Below are 17,123 nucleotides of genomic sequence, written 5' to 3'. Positions count from 1 at the left end.
ATATCGAAGCACCCGTGGCAAGCATGGCAGTCTTGGCGAATGCAAATTTCCACCAAACCGCCATTGTCTGAGCTGGACTGGTTCGCGGGCAACAAGGATGCCTTGGACGTGTACCGCCGCCTGAGCTTCATTGCGCATGCTTGGGATGACCTGATCGACAAGGACAAGGCAGTGGACGTGAATTCGCTCATGGCGAACCTGCTGATTTACCTGCCGGGCAATCCGTTCTACCGAAGGTACGAGCCCGACTTGCGCGGCATTTTCTTGGGGGCTATGGCCTCTTACATGGCCGCGAACATCATGGAGAAGTCGGGGGACGCGCACAAGGTGGAGCTGGCGCATTTCCTGCGCTACGCCATCGTGAATGCCGGGGCCTACATGATCACCGTGACCAACGGCCTGGAGCGCGGGGCCGAAATCCTGGTGGAGGCTTTGCCCGCCATGGTGCCCGAGCGCCTGGCCGACTACATGAAGGAGCATTTGAATGCTGATCAAGTCCAAGTTTGACGGGTACACCCGTGATGGTGTGCGGGTGCTGCACTTTGGGGGCGGCGGGTCTTCGCCACCACCCGATTACACACCCATGGCCGAGGCCACGCGAGAGGCGACAGCAGCGGGCGAGCGGCTTGGCCAGCAGCAGATTGACGAGTCGCGCCGCCAGTACGACCGCACGATGGAGCTGTCTGCGCCCATTTTGGATGCGCAAAAGAAGACGATGGACTTGGCCTATCAGCAGGGCAAGACCAATTTTGACAACTTCCAGAACGAAGGCCGTCCGCTGCAGCAGCAGATGCGCGACATTGCCATGGGGAACATCAACCCCGATGTGCAGCGCCAAATGGACAAGGCCGCGACCGAGAACGTGGCGGACGTGTCGGCCCAGCTGGACAACCAGCGTCAGCAGACAAACCGCAACATGATGCGGATGGGCATCAATCCGGGCAGCGGCAAGTTTGCGGCGCTGTCGGGCGAAATGGATACCAACTCCGCCACGGCCAAGGCCAGCGCGGCCAACGTGGGCCGCACCAACGCGCTGGACAAGGTGTATGCCCGCAGCGGCGATGTGCTGAACACCTATTCGGGCATGGCCTCTCAGGCCCCAGCCTTTTACAGCGCAGGCACCAACGCTGGCAACAGTGCGGTGGGCAACAGCAACGCCATTGGCTCGACTCTGACCAGCGGCATGGCCAGTGGCGCGGGCACCATGATGCAGGGACGCCAGCAAGCCATTCAGGGCTTGGGCGGGATTTTGAATTCTCAGACCAGCATGTACAACGCCAATACTGCTGCTGATGGTCAGGCGACAGGCGCATTGATTGGCGGTGGCGCAATGATTGCAGTTGCTATCTGATGTACAAGTCATTGACATCTCGCGGCATGGCCTTGCTTTGCTCGCACCTGGTGGGCGGGTCGAACGATGCGCATTGCACCTGGTTGCTTGATCAGCTCAACCCTGCCGATGGGGCCGTGATCGCTTACATGGGGTGCGGCATTGGGACACTGGCAGGCCATGTGCTGGAACGCCGCCCAGACCTCAAGTTCATCCTGGTGAACAACAACGCAGCCCAGGCTGCTGACTGTGCACGCGATGTGCTGGTGGAGTCGTTTCACGACACGACCATCGAGGCCGGGAGCTGCGACATTGTGTTGTTTCACTGGTCGTTTGTGCATGCCGACCGCCATGCAGCCATGGCCGAGGCCAAGCGCGTGCTTCGGCCCGGCGGCAAGCTGGCTCTGTACGAGCCATTTGGCGATGTGCCCGGTTGGTCTGAGTTGTTGCCCGGCTCGGTGCTGCACAACCATGATGACGTGCTAAATGCTGCCGACATGTTCGGCTTTCGTTTGGCCAAGTGGGTTTTGCCCAAGTTCAACACCGACTTGTGCAAGGCCACGCTTGGCGCTCTGGGTGAGGCGCATATTTTCGATGCGACTTTTGCCAAAGTGGCCCCGGCCTTGCTGGTGTTTGAGGCGGGCGAGAGCGCCGTGGACGAGGTTTTTAAGCGCTGCAAGAACGTGGCGCTGTCATTCAGCGGCGGTAAGGATTCGCTGGCCTTGCTGTGCCTGATGCAACCCTATTGGGACCGCCTGACGGTGTACTGGCTGAACCCGGGCAACCCTTTCCCGGAGACGGTAGAGCTTATGGAGCGGGTGCGCGCCATGGTGCCCCGCTTCAAGGAAATTGCAGGCCGTCAGCGCGAGGTGATTGCTGCCGATGGCTGGCCGTCCGATGTGGTGCCCCAGGGCCACACCAGCGATGGCAACACCGTGTTTGGCGCTACGCCATTCAAGGTGCAGTCGCGGCTGAGTTGCTGCTTTCGCGCCTTGATGTGGCCCGCCTACGAGGCGATGCGCGCCGATGGCGTGGATTGCATCTTGCGCGGCAAGCGTGAGGACGAGGCCGACAAGACCGGAATTGAGTCGGGGTATGTGGCCGATGGCATCGAGCTGGTGTTTCCGCTCATGCGCTGGACGGCGCAGGACGTGGTGAATTACCTGCATGCCGTGGGCGTGCCCCTGCCGAAGTTCTATGAGCATGCCGGGCACAGCCTGGACTGCATGGATTGCACGGCTTGGTGGGGTGAGGGGCTGTCTCGGTACCTGAAGCATGAGCACCCGGTGCAGTTTGTGGAGTACCAGCGGCGCGTGGGTTTGATCAAGTCGGCGGTGGCCGAGCAATTGTCGAAATGTGAGGTTTGATATGGGTTTGGGACGTGGTTTTGCTTCTGGGTTTTTGATGGGCATTCAGGGTGCCAATGCAGGCCTTTCCGCCTATTACAAGGGCAAGGAAATGGACGAGCAGGAGAAGATGAAGGCCGAGATGGGCGACATCGCCAATGCCAAGCCCGAGGACACCATGGTGGTGACCCCCACGATGGAGGGCTTCAAGGGTGCAGGGCCAGACGAGAGCGGCGCCATCAGCCAGTATGACCAGTCCGATGCCCCGGTTGTTCGCAAGGCGGGCGTGAAGTTTTTGGGGCAGACCTACGACCAGGCCCCGACCGATTCGCAGCAGAACACGGCGCGCACGCTGGCCATGGCCGGTACCATGAAAAAGTATGACCCCCTGAAGGGCATGCAGCTGGAGCAGCAGGCACTGAGCAGCCAGCGCGAAGAGCAGCGCTTTGGCCAGGAGCAAAAGCAGTGGCAGCGGCAGGACGATGAGCGAAAGCGAGAAGATGAGCACCGCACCAAGCGAGATGACTTGCTGAAGAACTCGCCCATGGGCCAGTACCAAGTGGCCATGGCCAAGTCTGCGCAAGAACAGGCTGCATACGACGCGGGGATCAAGGCGGGCAAGTCGCCTGAAGAGCTTGGCCCGCCACCACAAAAGCCGAACATTCAACGCCCGGGACCGATGCAGATCATGGCCTCGCATGCGGCATTGATTGCGCATGACTACCAATATGGCAAGCTGAACACCGAGGGCCTGATCAATTTTCAGAACAACATGCAGAAGGCGGAAGACGAGAACTACGTCAAGGCGCTGAAAGTCGCGCATGGCGGTGGCACGCCAGAACAGATCGCCAAGTCGTTCAATTCGGCTGGCATACAGGTTGACCCCAAGAACATCACGATCAGCCGGACCCAGCAGGCCAACGGGCCAGATCAGGTGACGCTCAACTACAAGGACGATAAGGGGCAAGAAACGTCGGTCAACGTGATGGCCGAGCTGGATGCGCATGGCAAGGCCAAGGAAATCTTTGACCACTTTTACCAGGGCAAAAAGGACCAGCGTGAAGACAAGCATCTGAAATTGGATGAGAAGAAGACGGATTCGCAGGTGGCGTCGGCGGCGGTGTCCAATGCGCTGCATGGCGCTCAGCTGGACAAGCTCAAGGAAGACAGCAAGGACCGTGCAACCTTGCAAGGGATTCGCACAAACTTGCAAGAAGCGATTGCGAACAAGGACAAAACGGCGGAAGACAGCTTGCGCAAGCAGCTCATGGTCTACGGTACTGGGATCAAGGGCACCACGAACACTTCGCCAGAAGAGCGATTGGGGTTGTATTTCATGGCAACGGGCGCGGCCAAGGACGAAGCCGAAGCCGCCCGCATGGCACATGAGAAAAAGCAGTCGTCGCCCAAGGACGATTACATGGCGCTGATGAAGCCCAACAGCAACGGCATGGCTCTAAAGCATGAGGATGTGGCGAAGATCATGATATCCATGCATGGAGAAAACTGGCTTGACCAGCTGGGCAATAAGGGCAAGGCCGCTGGGTTGAGCAAGGGCAAAGTGGTTGACGGCTTTGAATATTTGGGCGGCGACCCGAAAGACCAAAAGAGCTGGCGAGAGAAGAAATAAGCCGTTTTAGAGGCCAGGCGTGGCAAGCATGGCAAGTTCTAGCCCTACCGAAATGATGGGGCTAGAGCATGTCAAAACCTTGGGAACGGGATTGGTCCTCAACAAACACAAAATCTGCCAGTTCTGGCAAAAAGCCATGGGAGAGAACCTGGGACGCCGAGTCGGGCGTCACTGAAGAGCCTGATCCGAAGAAGAAAAAGGAGTCGGGAGGCTCGTTTTCCGACTATGCCAGTTCCTTCAATTCAGCGCTTGGCCAAGGCGTGGCCAATAGTATTGGGGCCGCTGGCACGTTCATTCAGGCCCCAGCGGCCAACACCCTTTCCGGGATTTTGGGCGCAAAGGCTGCAGCGGATCGCGGCCTGACCTGGCTGATCAATCAGGCCGAACCCGGATCAGCTGCCCCCCATACTGAAACGCAAGACGATGCGCAGCGGGCATCCCAATTTGCGGCAGAGTCCCGAGCAGAAAACGCCAACACGCCATGGAACCTGCCAGCCCGTGCAGGCCGATACCTGGAGCAGGACAGCCGCCGTGTGGTGCAAGAGAACCAGGCCAACGACCGGGCAACAAACCCGGAGTTGATGCGCCAGCAGCAGGCCATGGGTGAGGCCGAGGGCTTTACAGGCAACATCAAGGCCGCATTCCAGAACCCCCTTGCCCTGACACACACGCTGGTCAGGTCTGCGCCAGACATGGCCATGGGCGTGGGCGTGGGGTCAGTTGTGGCCCGTGCCCGCATGGCGGGGGCCGCAGCGGCAGGCGAGGCTGCAGCCGCAAATGCGGCCAAGGCCGGGGCCAATGAGGCGACGCAGGCCGCAGCCGCCAAAGCCGCCATTGAGGCCGTGGAGTCGAAGGCCGTGGCTTCGGCCAGCACGGCGGGCACGCTGTCTGAGGCGGGGTCTTCGGCCATGCAGGCGCGGGAGGGCACTTATCAAGAGGTGGCGGGCATGCCGCTGGAAACGCTGGCCAAGTCGCCACGGTTCCAGCAGATCATGGCGGCAAACGGCGGCGATGCCGTCAAGGCGCGTGAAGCCCTGGCCAACGAACTGGCCGACCAGGCCACTATGCTCTCGGGCGCGGGCACCATGGCCGGGTCTGCTTTGACCAACAAGCTGTTTGGCGGCGATGCCACGGCCAAGTCCATTGTGGGTGGGCGCATGTCGGCCAAGGAGTTGGGCAAGCGCATTGGTCAAGACACGGTGGAAGAGGGCTTGCAAGGCGTGCCCGAGGATGCCGCGCAGCACGGCGCAACTGTGCAGGCCGACCCCAGCAAGAAATATGACCCAGCTGGATCGCTGGCCCAGAACATGGTGGCGGGTTTTGCCATGGGCGCTGGTGGCCACGGCCTGGCCTACACGAAAGAGCGTTTGGCCTCGATGGGCAAGGGCCCGGATGCCGGGCCCGAGTCCAGCACCAACACACCGGGTCAGCCACCCGCCCCAGGCCAGCCGACAGCACCACCCACGGCCCCCGCGGCACCAGTGACGCCCACGCAGCCCGTGGAGACTGAGGCGGAAAAAGCCCTGCGCACGCCCACGTCCATGACGGCGCTGGACCGTGCCCATGAAATCACGCCCGAGCTGACCGCAGCCCGTGAGCGCCTGGCCGACCTGACGCCTGAGAACGGCTATGGCCCGCCTTTTGACCAGGAGCGCCAGGAGCTGGCCGACCGCGCACAGGCCCTGCAGTCTGAGCTGGACGGCATCACCAAAACATGGCCAAAGACCGAGTACGGCGCAAAAACCAGTTTCTCGACGGAGGCTGGGGCACGCATCGAGGGCGCTTATGCCTTGATGGATGCCGATGAGCTGGTGACTTCGCACGACGAGAACCTGCGCGCCAATCCGCTGTACCCGCAGGAAATGCAGCCCCGTGACCGCAGCCGTTCGGCCAGTGGTATGCAGGTTTCGGGGATCGTGCAGAAGCTGGACCCGGCCCGCTTGGGGCTGTCAGCCGATGCCGCCACGGGCGCGCCGATTGTGGGTGAAGACGGCCTTGTGGAGTCGGGCAATGCCCGGACCATCGCGATGAAGCGCATGTATTTGGTCCATGATGGGCGTTGGCCGCATTCGCAACAGGATGTGCCTGAGCATGACAATGGGAAAAGCAGCCCAGTACGGCGGTACCGCAAGTTCTTGGAGGACAACGCCAGTCAGTTTGGCTTGACGCCTGAGGCGGTCGATGCCATGGCCAAGCCCGTGCTGGTGCGGGTTCGCACCACACCGGTCAATCGTGCCGAGTTTGCCCGCCAGGCCAATGCGTCAACGGTGGCTGCGATGTCGCCCAGCGAGCAGGCCAAATCGGATGCGGCCCGCATTGACGCCATGGATGACCTGACGCCTGACGATGCCGGGGACTTCACGGGGCCAGCTTCGCGCCCGTTCATTCGCCGTTTCATGGCCCGTTTGCCTGGCACCGAGCAGGCCGGGATGATCGACGCCGATGGCAATCTGAGCACCACCGGTTACACCCGGGTGCGCAATGCCATTTTGGCCAAGGCTTACGGCGATTCGCCCGTGCTCATGCGCATGGTGGAGTCGCTGGACGACAACCTGCGCAACATCACCAAGGCGCTGATCAGCGCAGCGCCCAAGGTGGCCCAGATGCGGGATGCCATTGCCAAGGGTGCCCGGTTCGATTCGGACATCACGCCCGGCCTGATGGCGGCGGTGGAGGAAATGTCGCGGCTCAAGGATGCGGGTACCTCGATTTCTGACGCGCTGGCCCAGGCCGGGATGTTCGGCGACAAGTATTCGCCCGAAACACGGGACTTGCTGCAGTTCCTGGCTGACAACATTCGCCGTCCGCGCCGCATGGCGGATTTCATCCTGGCTTACATGGACGCGCTGGACAGTGCGGGCGATCCCGCTCAGGGCTCGATGTTTGGCGACACCCAGGCGCCAGAGCGCAAGGATTTGATCAAGGCTGCAAAAACCACTGTTGAAGGGACACCCGATGCCACTGCCAAAGACACCCAGCGGGGAAACGCTGGAGAAGACACTAAACCTGGTGAAAAAGCTGGAGGCGAGCCCGCAAATGCGGCGGGCGGTGGCCGCAGCGATCAAGGCAATGGGCCTACCGGACCCACTGCCAACGAAGAAAAAGTAAGCGGCGACGAGTTTGTCAAGGCACCCGGTGGTAAAAAACTCTGGGGCAGGTTACCCGTTCCTGCTGCTGATGTCGGCGCATCAGCCTTGTCTGCCAATCTTGGAAATGAAGCCGATTCCAAGACCGCGATGGTGTCAAGCCAGAGCCCAACCAAAAGTGTACAGCCGCATTCAGACGATGGCAAGCGAGAGTCGGCTGATACGTTAGTTGCCGGAGGCAACCCCACGTCTCCCAGTGGCCAAATCGGACATGAACAGAAAAATGAAGGGTGGAAGCCGCTTTGGGAACGCACCGGGACCAGTGCGCCAGTTGCTGAGAGCAACCCCCCTTCTCCCAGGGGCAAAAGCGGCGTCAATAGTTTACCTCAAGCCTCAAATATTGAGCAAGCTGCCGACAGCGGAAAGCCAGCCAAGATCGAAGACAGCGGCGAGGAGCTGGAAGGTGCCCGCAAGACTGAAAATGACATTGGCGCTGCGATGCTCAGCCGAAGTCAGGCAACCCAGCAAGCCTACGAAGCACGCATTGATGCGCTGTTTGCAGGGGGTGGCGCTAATCGTGTGGGGGTCAAGGTGTTGGACAGCTCGGATGTCTTGTCGCTGCTGGGTTTTGAGGCTCTGCCTCTTGTGCTGCGTGAAAGCAAGGTTATCAAGGGTCTATCTAAACACCCAGCGATGACGGCTGATCTTTGGAAAAAGGTGCCTGGCTGGATTGAAAAACCAGCTGCTGTGTTTGACAGCCATACGGTTGAAGGGGCACTTGTGTTCGTGGCCCCCGAGTTGGTCAATGGAGCTGTGGTGCTGGTGACGGTAGAACCTGACTCGACTGTGAGCGCTTCTTTGGTGGCGCATGAGGTGACAAACGCCTATGACAAAGATGCAGGGCCACCGCCATTTGGCCTCTGGTTACGCGATGGTTTGGCGCGCTATGTGAATCAAAAAGAATTCCCGACCGTTGCCGCGCGTGCTGGGCTCCAATTGCCCAGGGAAGCGACGGCAAACAAGCCGGGAACAAGAAAAATTTTAACCGAGAAAAACCTCGCTGGCTATCAAAAGGAGCAGGGCGCGGCGATGAGTCGCGCAGAGTTCAGTGGCCAGGGTATGTCGAAGGAGGCCCTGGATACGTTGGTCGAACGCATCAAAGCCAAAATGCCGAACATGCCCACGGTGCATGTGCTGGCCGACCCCGGCAAGGCCCCGCCAGCGCTGCGCGAGTACATCATTCGACAGGACGCATGGGATGACGTTGAGGGCGCGATGCACAAGGGCGAGCTGTACATGTTCGCGTCTGGTCTGTCCGACGAGTTGCGCGCCGAGCATGTGCTGGCCGAGCACGAAGCGGCCCACTACGGCTTGCGCGCTGTGCTGGGGTCTTCGCTCAAGACGGCGATGCACCTGGTTTATGCCCAGAACGCCAGCGTGCGCCGGGCAGTGACTGAGCTGCAAAAGCGCGGCAAGCTGTCCACTGCCGAAGCCACCGAAGAGGTGATCGTGGACATTCCGACCGCTGAGCTGGCCAAGATCAAGGGCTGGCGCAAGGTGGTGGTGATGGTGCGCGACTGGATGCAGGCCCACGGCTACGACAAGATTGCCCAGAAGATCACCGACATGCTGGACGGATCACTGAGCCAGCAGCAGCGCGCCGACCTTTTTGTGGCCGAGCTGGTGCACGGTGCCCGCGATTACGTGGCGGGCAAACTGCCATCGCGCCGGGTGGGCTACATCGGAGACACCCGACTGTCTACCACGCTGCAAGAGGACATCAAGCGGCAAGAGGCCTGGCTGCAGCGCGAGGCCCGCGCGCGGGGCTTTGCTGACATCGAAGACATGCTGGCCAAGGACTACCCGGTGTTTGAGAGGCTGGCCGAGCTGTGGCGCAAGAAGAACCCGGCCAGTGAGGGGGTGATGCTGTCGCGCCGCTCTGACACAAAGGCCAATTACGAGGCCCGCATTGATGCGTTGTTTGGCGGTTCGGTGCCACAAAGTCCGTCACGAGGCCAAGTTGCCGCAGTTGTTTTGGACCGCTCTGACATTCTTGATCTGTTGGATGAAGGAAATGGACCCGTCATTCTGGATGAGGCGGCGGTAGGCAAACCCATGAGGGGCGCGCCACGGGGCGGGGACGCCCGCCACCCGAACATGACGTCAGCAGAGTGGAAGATGGTGCCGCAGTGGTTGGACAATCCAGCGGCTGTGTTTGATTCGGCCACGGTTAACGGGGCACTGGTGATCATTGCGCCAGATTTGGTGGGAGGCGCGGTTGTGATGATCACGCTTGACCCAAGAGCACAAGGTCAGCGCCGAGCCAGCGAAATACGCCTATTGACAAATGCTTATGACAAGGACGGTAGCCCACCGCCGTTTTCTCAGTGGTTTGCCCAAGGCAATGCAAGGTACATCGACAAAAAAGTATTCCCAGCTGTTTTGAGGCGGGTCGGGCTCCAATTGCCCGATACGGCATACCAAAACAAGCCGGGAACAAAAAAGATTTTAACGGAAAAGAATCTGGCGGGTTTCATCAAGGCGCGCCAGCAAGGTGAAGCCAATGTGACGGGCCAGAAAGTACCCTCCACGAAGAATGCCACCGAAGCAATTCAGACCGTCCTTCTCAACGTGCAAAACGATGGGGGGGATGCGCGCATTGTCTCCGCAAACGACCCAGACAGTCAATCCGAGCCGACGCGCCTGTCCCGTGCCCCGGCCAAGACAGAAGGCCTATCGGCACAGGATCGGGCTGACGAGATCATTCATGAAAAGGCCAAGGCAGGCGGATCGGTGCTTGATGCAGCCGCGCATGCCTTGACGCGCATGACCCGGCTGGAAAAGCTAACGTCGTGGGCCTATGACTTTGCGGCGCAGCAGCTGGACCGCTTCACGTCCGATGCGGTCAAGGCGGGGGTGGTGTCTGACTATGGCGTGCCCGAGTCGGTGATTGACCAGCGGGCCATCATGCAGGGGCGCAAGATGCAGCATTTGCGCAAGGTGGGCCGCTTGCTGGACAAGCTCAACACCTTGACCCGCTCAGAGAGCCGGGTGGCCTACGCCTGGATGAACGAGGCGGATGCATCTGCAGCGGATCGCTTGATGCAGGATTTGCCCGCCGAGTCGGTCAAGGTGCTGCAAGAGGTGCAAAAGATGATCGACCACCTGAGCCGCGAGGCGGTGACGCTGGGCCAGCTGAGCGAAAAGGCGTACAAGGCGCACCGGTTTGCCTACCTGCGCCGCAGCTACGCCAAGCATGTGGTGGAGCTGTCGGACAAAGAAAACGCCAAGCGCAGCCGCACGATTTCTGTGTTGGGTGACCAGTACAAGGGCCGGGGTTTTGAAGAGGGTGCCAGCATGCGCCAGATTCAGGCGGCGGCACCGGGCTGGTGGAAGCGCAAGACGCAAGAGGGCCAGGCTGACACCGCGCTCAAGGGAGAAAAGTTCATTCGCCTGGAGCGCCGGGCAGCATCTGGCGAAGGTGTGACGCCGCTTGAAGGCATGGACGGCAAACAGCCGGGCAAGGTGCTGGAGGTGAATTACTGGCCAGCGGCCGAGCCCATGCCGGCCAAGTATCAGGACTGGACGCAGGCGGGCACGTTTGAGGCGCGTGACACCCAGGGCGACAAGGTGGTCATGTGGCGTGACTACACCGCAGACGAGCGCACCAAGATGGGCGAGGTGGATGAGGCGCGCTTTGCCATTGCCAAAACGCTGCACGGCATGATCCATGACGTGGAGGTGGGGCGGTATCTGGCCTGGTTGGCCAAGACCCAGGCCAAGCTGGTGGCGGCCGATGTGCCCGGCAAGTTGGTGACAGCCGAAGAAGGCTGGGGGCATGTGTTCAAGCCCGGCGAGTGGGTGCAGGTGCCCGACACCAAGATTGCAGGCACGGCGGTGGCCAAGTACGGCAAGCTGGCGGGCCGCTTCATTCCGGGGCCGGTGTGGAACGATGTGCGCCAGGTGAGCAACCCGTCGTTTGGCAAGGTGCCTATTGAGGCCTTCAACACTCTGCAAGGCTGGTGGAAGACCAGCAAGACGGCGCTGAGCCCGGGTGTGCACATGAACAACATCATGTCCAACTTCGTCATGGCCGACTGGCACGACGTGAGTCAGGCGCATGTGCGCAAGGCCTTGCGGATTTTGATGGCCGCCAGCAACCGGGACAACAAGGGCATTTTGGGCAAGGCCATGAACCAGGCCGCCAAGATGGGCATTGCCGACCGCGAGGCGGCGCAGTTGATTGTGAACCGCTACAAGGACTCGGGCGGAGAGCTGGGCAGCTGGGCCACGGTGGAGATGCAAAACGACCAGCTTGAACCCATTTTGAAGGATCTGCAAAAAGAGCTGGGCATTGAGGACGAGCTGGGCAGCCAGGTGGGGGCGTTCAATGCGGTGCAGCAGTTCATGCATGCCAAGTTCCCGGCTGTGTACAACGCCGCGGGTGGGCTCATGGGGTCAACGCCTGGGCGCATAGGGAGCAAGGCGGCGGGCAAAGTGGTTGGCGCGGTGGTGCAAGAGGGCAAAACGCTGATCGACCTGTACCAGTCTGAAGATGAAGTGTTTCGCCTGGCGGCGTGGCTCAAGGCCAAAGAATCGGGTGTGGACGACATGGCGGCGGGCAAAGTCTCTCGCAAGTCGTTCCTGGATTACTCGGTCAATGCGCCTTGGATCGTGGCCATGAAGAATTCGGCATGGCCGTTCATGGCGTTCAGCTACCGGGCGATCCCCATGTTTTTGGAGACGGCGGGCAAGAAGCCGCACAAGCTGCTCAAGCTCATGGCGGTGGCTGGGGCCCTGAATGCCATGGGGGCCATGTTGGCGGGTGGCGATGATGACGAGGACGAGCTGCGCAAGCTGCTGCCCGAAGAAAAAGCCGGGAAAATTTGGGGCGGGGTGCCCAAGCTGATCCGCATGCCCTGGAACGATGCGCATGGATCGCCAGTGTTTTTGGATGTGCGCCGTTTTGTGCCCGTGGGCGATGTGTTCGACGTGGGCCAGGGGCATTCAGCAATTCCGTTGCCGCCCGCTTTGCAGATCGGGGGCATCATCGGCATGTTGAGCGAGCTGATGCTGAACAAATCGGCCTTCACCGGCAAAGCCATTGCGCTGGAGACTGACACCATGGCCGAACAGTCGGGCAAGGTGCTGGACTATATGTACAAGTGGATGATGCCCAACGTGCTGATCCTTCCGGGGTCTTATGCGTACACGGGTGTGCAAAACGCCTACCGTGGCAAGGAGGATGGTTTTGGGCGTGCGCAGTCCATGGCCCAGGCCATTTCATCGGCATTTGGCCTGAAGCTGGGCAGCTACCCCACGGATGGCTTGCGTCGGAATTTGGTGAAAAAGACCGAGGCCGAGTCAAGTGAAATTGACCACAACATCGCCAAGCTGCGCCGCCAGTACCAAGTAAACGGCATCAGCCGCGAAGAGTTTGACGAAGGCGTGGAGTACCAACGGGCCAAGAAGACCAAGTTGTGGGAGGAGTTGGGGGAGAAGATGCGGTGAGGGCGGCGCTGGGTTGCAAGCAGATCAGAATAATTTTTTCTGTTGCGCAGACGTGATTTCAGCATGACGCAGGATGGCATCAGCCATGATGCGGGCTACCTCAGACCTTGCATCGATTTCTTTGCGGATTTTGGCTTGCTCAAAAATGATTTTGTCTTTATGCCAGTTTGTAAGAAAAGTAAAAATCTGCTTTCGGTTGATGATGCAGGCGGCGACGGCGATAGCAAACCAGATGGCCATTAAAAGTGCGATGTGAACCGCTGCGTAGCCGTCATGGCTGGCGATAAATTTGAATCCGTCATGCGTGGCTCGATGCTGACCGACATGGGCAAACGGCGGAAATATGACAGAGAGAAAAAATGCTGCAATAACGGCTTTGTTGGCGTTGCTCATGGCTTGGTGCCCTGTTTTCCGTTGTAGGGGTTCACATTACCCTGGTGGCTGTAATTGTTGGCGCGTGTGTGATCTGGGTTGGTGGCCCGGCTGGGGGCGACGTAGGTGCCGTTCTTGCGGATGTGGCTTTTGCGGCTGTGGCTTCCTGCTGCAAAAGAGCTTGCGCAAATGCAGGCCAAAAGCAATACCAATGTTGATTTCATGACTTCCTCCGAGTTCTTATGGTATCCGAAAACGGAAAGTTTGCGCATCATAGATGGGGCACCGCACAGACCAGAAATTAGCCAAGTGCTAGACTTACGCTATGCCAATTTTTGTTGTTATTTCTCTTGCCAAAGACACTGGCCCACTGAACGCGGCGGTGGTGTCCGCTATTCCTGAAGCCGACAGGCATCAATTGGTGAACGACCGTGGTTGGTTGGTGCGGTTTGACGGCACGAGTACTGGACTGTCTGGACATCTTGAAATCACGGGTCAATCAGAGGGTGAGAAATCGCGTGTCGGCGCTGCACTGGTGACGCCAATCAGTGCGTACTATGGTCGCGGCCCAAACGATATGTGGGAGTGGCTGTCTGTGAAGTTTTCGCAATGACTGAAGCCAACAGATCAAGTGCTGAAAGCACACCCCGCGTCAACGCGGAGACAGAGCCAAGCCGGATCGCACCGGGCCTTGGACATCCTGAATACCACTTTGTGCAGGCGGTGATGGAGTTGCGCACGGCCATGCACCAAATGGACACCGACAGCAAGGTGTCCATGGCAAGGCTGGAAGGTAAGGTGGACTCGCTTAAAGAGTCCAGCGACTCAACTCGTAAAAAGGTAGATGACCTGGTACGCTGGAAAACCTTGATTTTGGGCGGCGCTGTGGTGCTTGGGGTTTTGCTGTCTGGAATTTTTGCCCTCTACACCAAGTTTGGGGACCGGATTACGATTGCACCGGCCCCCACAACCACTGCCAAGTGAGTGAAGCCACCCCTAAGGGTGGTGCCCTCAATCACATCGCGCCAGCTGCTCCCAATCTGCCCATGTCCGTCTTGTAGCGGTCCATGGTTTGTTGGGCGGTGGCCTGCATGTAGCTGAGGATGCTGGCCATATTGCCCAGTTGGGTGCCATAGAAGTGCGTGAGCGCGTTGCCCAGGGTGGTGCTCTCAACCAGCATGAGCACTGTTTCGTCTGTGCGGTTGTCTGGAATGGTTTTGTAGGCGATGCGCCGCTGGATGTGGGCATGAATGAGTTCGCGGGCATGGCCTGCCAGCTCCCAGGCGCGGTGGTCGACCATGGCTTGTTGCGCTGCGGTGAGCGCCACGGGATCAGACTGTCCCGATAAAAGCAGTTCTGCGGGGTCGATGGCGCTTGGCTGGGGCATGCTGACGGCTGTGCCTGATTTGGCGGAAAGGTAGGCCAAGGCTGCTTGGTATTGGCTGGCCGGAAGCTCTAAATAGCTGTTGACCCGAAACTTGCGGTGCAGGCGTGCCCAGGTCTCGCCGTAGCCTTGGCGGCCAGTGGCCACGATGCGGGCCACTTCTTCTTTGAGGGTTTGGGCCATGTTGGCATCGATGCGCCGGTAGTCGATGGTCGGGCCTACCGGGCGGGTGGTGCGTGCGATCAGTTCGCGCTCCATGCGGTTGAAGGCAGTGATGTAGGCTTCTTTCCACTGTGCAGCTTCTTTTCCGGTGAAGCCCATGGCGAGAAAAACGAAACCATCACGGGTGATGCTGAAAGCGGGTGATGGAATGCGCGCACCGCCACTGGGGTTTTCGCGGGTCTCGACCGTCTCCGCAAAATTGCGGAGACGGAATTCGGCACTGCATTCCAGGTTGCGAATGGCCCGCAAGACAAGATCGTGTCGTTTCCCAAAATGCTCTGAGACTTGCAGGCTGGTGGTCGTGATGTTGCCGTCGATGACGGTCAGGGTAGGGGTGATGTTGGCGACAGATGCGCCTTGGATTGCGTCAGCCATGATTGGCTCCTATCAACAGATTGAAAACCTGTCACCCGCGCTTCCAAACGAGGGTGGCAGACCGTGCAGGGTTGGAAGACCGGGATAGGACCGGCAGGGCTTTCGCCCTCCCCACACGGCCCGCCAAAAACGGAGCGTGCTGCGCAAAACAAAAAAGCCGCATCACTGGTGGTGGCGCGGCTTGCTGTGCGCCTATCGTCGGGCTTCCAAACCCGTGCACCGTTATTTACGGTGCGAATGGATCATAGCGCAACCCGTGATGGGTTGTGAAGTGTATCAGTAAACTATTCGTATACGGTTAATTTGGGTCAATTTAAAAGACTGGGTTGGATGCGGTCTTGCAGCAAACTGCGCTCGTTTTCAAGCAGCGGCTTGTCACGTTTTCGCTCCAGCATGCACTTGCTGCCAAAGCTGGCCCATGACTGGCTGTTTGCATCTCGGCGTTCCAGGTCAAGCATCTGACGCCAAAGGGTGTTCTGAATGCGAGTGAGCTGGTCGGCCATGGTGTTGAAGGCGGTGATGTAGGCTTCTTTGATCTTGGCAGCCTCGGAGCCTGTGAAACCCATAACCAGGAAGATGAAGCCGTCTTTGGTCATCCATATTTCGCGTTGTTGTTTGCCGCGTGAGTCTGTGAAATCTCGCGGCTCAAAATTGAGCCGGTTGAATTCAGTGGTGCATTCCATGGCATCAAAGGCACGCAGCACGTTTTTGTGTGCTCGCTTGAAGTGCTTTGCCACACGGCGGCTGTCAGTGACGAGGGTTTCGTTGTTGAGAGTGACGAATTCGGAAAGGTCAAGCATGGTGGTCCCCAGTGAGTTGGAGTCGCCCACAGTTGCCAAACAAAAAGCCCTTGAGTCTTGACCCTCCACGTTGCGGCGTGCTCCCCCTTTCGGGGGTAGAGGATCAAGAATCAAGGGCTTTGAGGCGTCTTCCGCAACGAGCGACGGGGTTATGGTGTCATGCTTGTATTGAGACTCGACTGGGATCGGCGCCCCGCCGCTGGCGGATTTAACGGGTTTCTGCCGTTTCCTGAAAGTTCAGGTGAAGGCCTGAAAATTGTGGTGGTTGAATGCTGTTTGGTGCTTCGTATACAACCCGTATACAATTTGGGCATGATTCTGAGTTTCCAGCACAAGGGCCTTGAAGCCTTTTTCAAGACGGGCAGCAAGGCGGGCATACGGCCCGACCATGCCAACAAACTGCAAATTCAGCTCGGTGCACTGGACCGGGCCAGCAGCGCCCAAGACATGGCTGTTCCTGGCTGGAAGTTGCACCCACTCAAGGGCGTTTTGGCCGGGCATTGGGCGGTGACTGTGAATGGCAATTGGCGCCTGACTTTCCGGTTTGACAGCGCGGGCGCCGAAATTGTTGACTACCAGGATTACCACTGAAAAAGGACCACATCATGAGCCGTATGTACAACCCCCCCCATCCCGGTGCAGTGCTGCAAGAGTGGTTGGCCGATGTCAGTGTGACGCAGGCCGCAGCGCAGCTGAATGTGACGCGGGCCTATCTGTCGCGCATCTTGCACGGCCATGCCAGCGTGTCGGCTGATATGGCGTTGCGGCTGTCCGCTTTGTTGGGCACCAGTGCCGAGCTGTGGTTGGGCCTGCAAAGCGCCTACGATTTGTGGCAGGCCAACCAGCAGCCGCGCCCGGTGGTGACGCCGTTGGTACTGACGGCAATGCACGCTTGATGCAGGTTTTTGAAATTGCAAGCTGATTCATCAAAGGAATCAAAATTTGTTGGTATTTTTGTTGGTATCCGGTGCATTGATGCCTTGAAAGGCGCTTAAATACTGGCGATATGAGCCCCATCAGCCACCCCAAGTTTTCTAACTTGTTGATTTTGAGAGTGTTTTTGGCCT

General features: G+C 59.2%; 13 protein-coding genes. 9 read left to right on the top strand and 4 right to left on the bottom strand.

Annotation, left to right across the window (positions count from 1 at the left end; all coding sequences use genetic code 11):
* Positions 1-39: 39 nt before the first annotated feature.
* From B9Z51_RS08640 to B9Z51_RS08620, 5 genes are all read left to right on the top strand, one after another.
* Complete coding sequence (locus tag B9Z51_RS08640) at positions 40-507, top strand: hypothetical protein (RefSeq protein WP_108373707.1); 468 nt, start codon at positions 40-42, stop codon at positions 505-507.
* Positions 485-1,351: a hypothetical protein gene (locus tag B9Z51_RS08635; protein WP_108373706.1), complete on the top strand. Its 867-nt coding sequence runs from the start codon at positions 485-487 to the stop codon at positions 1,349-1,351. Before B9Z51_RS08640 ends, B9Z51_RS08635 begins: the two co-directional genes overlap by 23 nt.
* Positions 1,351-2,697: a phosphoadenosine phosphosulfate reductase family protein gene (locus tag B9Z51_RS08630; RefSeq protein ID WP_108373705.1), complete on the top strand. Its 1,347-nt coding sequence runs from the start codon at positions 1,351-1,353 to the stop codon at positions 2,695-2,697. Before B9Z51_RS08635 ends, B9Z51_RS08630 begins: the two co-directional genes overlap by 1 nt.
* 1 nt (position 2,698) lies before the next feature.
* A complete protein-coding gene (locus B9Z51_RS08625) occupies positions 2,699-4,306 on the top strand; it encodes a hypothetical protein (protein WP_108373704.1) in 1,608 nt (535 codons plus the stop codon).
* 68 nt (positions 4,307-4,374) lie between these two features.
* On the top strand, positions 4,375-12,903 hold the full coding sequence (locus B9Z51_RS08620; protein ID WP_146187728.1) for a hypothetical protein: 8,529 nt from the start codon (positions 4,375-4,377) through the stop codon (positions 12,901-12,903).
* 24 nt (positions 12,904-12,927) lie between these two features.
* On the opposite strand, the gene B9Z51_RS08615 is transcribed toward B9Z51_RS08620, so the two are convergent.
* On the bottom strand, positions 12,928-13,296 hold the full coding sequence (locus tag B9Z51_RS08615) for a hypothetical protein (protein WP_108373702.1): 369 nt from the start codon (positions 13,294-13,296) through the stop codon (positions 12,928-12,930).
* Positions 13,293-13,499 (bottom strand): hypothetical protein, encoded by a 207-nt coding sequence (locus B9Z51_RS08610; RefSeq protein ID WP_108373701.1) that lies wholly within the window; start codon positions 13,497-13,499, stop codon positions 13,293-13,295. The genes B9Z51_RS08615 and B9Z51_RS08610 overlap by 4 nt, the downstream gene beginning before the upstream one ends.
* Before the next feature lie 101 nt (positions 13,500-13,600).
* Here B9Z51_RS08610 and B9Z51_RS18230 point away from each other — a divergent pair, with 101 nt between their 5' ends.
* Complete coding sequence (locus tag B9Z51_RS18230) at positions 13,601-13,888, top strand: hypothetical protein (RefSeq protein WP_146187727.1); 288 nt, start codon at positions 13,601-13,603, stop codon at positions 13,886-13,888.
* On the top strand, positions 13,885-14,259 hold the full coding sequence (locus B9Z51_RS08605) for a hypothetical protein (RefSeq protein WP_146187726.1): 375 nt from the start codon (positions 13,885-13,887) through the stop codon (positions 14,257-14,259). The genes B9Z51_RS18230 and B9Z51_RS08605 overlap by 4 nt, the downstream gene beginning before the upstream one ends.
* Positions 14,260-14,290: 31 nt before the next feature.
* Here the strand turns inward: B9Z51_RS08605 and B9Z51_RS08600 are convergent, their stop codons facing one another.
* Both B9Z51_RS08600 and B9Z51_RS08595 read right to left on the bottom strand, forming a co-directional pair.
* Positions 14,291-15,256: a Rha family transcriptional regulator gene (locus B9Z51_RS08600; RefSeq protein WP_108373698.1), complete on the bottom strand. Its 966-nt coding sequence runs from the start codon at positions 15,254-15,256 to the stop codon at positions 14,291-14,293.
* A 308-nt stretch (positions 15,257-15,564) separates the two neighbouring features.
* Positions 15,565-16,056: a Rha family transcriptional regulator gene (locus B9Z51_RS08595; RefSeq protein WP_108374885.1), complete on the bottom strand. Its 492-nt coding sequence runs from the start codon at positions 16,054-16,056 to the stop codon at positions 15,565-15,567.
* A gap of 312 nt (positions 16,057-16,368) precedes the next feature.
* Between B9Z51_RS08595 and B9Z51_RS08590 the strand changes: the two genes are divergently transcribed.
* Positions 16,369-16,647 (top strand): type II toxin-antitoxin system RelE/ParE family toxin, encoded by a 279-nt coding sequence (locus B9Z51_RS08590; protein WP_108373696.1) that lies wholly within the window; start codon positions 16,369-16,371, stop codon positions 16,645-16,647.
* 14 nt (positions 16,648-16,661) lie between these two features.
* Positions 16,662-16,952 (top strand): HigA family addiction module antitoxin, encoded by a 291-nt coding sequence (locus tag B9Z51_RS08585; protein ID WP_108373694.1) that lies wholly within the window; start codon positions 16,662-16,664, stop codon positions 16,950-16,952.
* Positions 16,953-17,123 lie beyond the last annotated feature (171 nt).

This window comes from Limnohabitans sp. T6-5 (genome assembly GCF_003063315.1).
Taxonomy (GTDB): domain Bacteria; phylum Pseudomonadota; class Gammaproteobacteria; order Burkholderiales; family Burkholderiaceae_C; genus Limnohabitans_A.
Note: the sequence above shows the minus strand (reverse complement) of the source record. Positions and strands in the feature narration are given on the sequence as shown.

Coding starts and splice junctions, on each gene's coding strand:
- B9Z51_RS08595 (WP_108374885.1), bottom strand. CDS start 16,056: ATGCTTGACCTTTCCGAATTCGTCACTCTCAACAACGAAACCCTCGTC.
- B9Z51_RS08620 (WP_146187728.1), top strand. CDS start 4,375: ATGTCAAAACCTTGGGAACGGGATTGGTCCTCAACAAACACAAAATCT.
- B9Z51_RS18230 (WP_146187727.1), top strand. CDS start 13,601: ATGCCAATTTTTGTTGTTATTTCTCTTGCCAAAGACACTGGCCCACTG.
- B9Z51_RS08635 (WP_108373706.1), top strand. CDS start 485: ATGCTGATCAAGTCCAAGTTTGACGGGTACACCCGTGATGGTGTGCGG.
- B9Z51_RS08615 (WP_108373702.1), bottom strand. CDS start 13,296: ATGAGCAACGCCAACAAAGCCGTTATTGCAGCATTTTTTCTCTCTGTC.
- B9Z51_RS08640 (WP_108373707.1), top strand. CDS start 40: ATGCAAATTTCCACCAAACCGCCATTGTCTGAGCTGGACTGGTTCGCG.
- B9Z51_RS08590 (WP_108373696.1), top strand. CDS start 16,369: ATGATTCTGAGTTTCCAGCACAAGGGCCTTGAAGCCTTTTTCAAGACG.
- B9Z51_RS08625 (WP_108373704.1), top strand. CDS start 2,699: ATGGGTTTGGGACGTGGTTTTGCTTCTGGGTTTTTGATGGGCATTCAG.
- B9Z51_RS08610 (WP_108373701.1), bottom strand. CDS start 13,499: ATGAAATCAACATTGGTATTGCTTTTGGCCTGCATTTGCGCAAGCTCT.
- B9Z51_RS08585 (WP_108373694.1), top strand. CDS start 16,662: ATGAGCCGTATGTACAACCCCCCCCATCCCGGTGCAGTGCTGCAAGAG.
- B9Z51_RS08630 (WP_108373705.1), top strand. CDS start 1,351: ATGTACAAGTCATTGACATCTCGCGGCATGGCCTTGCTTTGCTCGCAC.
- B9Z51_RS08605 (WP_146187726.1), top strand. CDS start 13,885: ATGACTGAAGCCAACAGATCAAGTGCTGAAAGCACACCCCGCGTCAAC.
- B9Z51_RS08600 (WP_108373698.1), bottom strand. CDS start 15,256: ATGGCTGACGCAATCCAAGGCGCATCTGTCGCCAACATCACCCCTACC.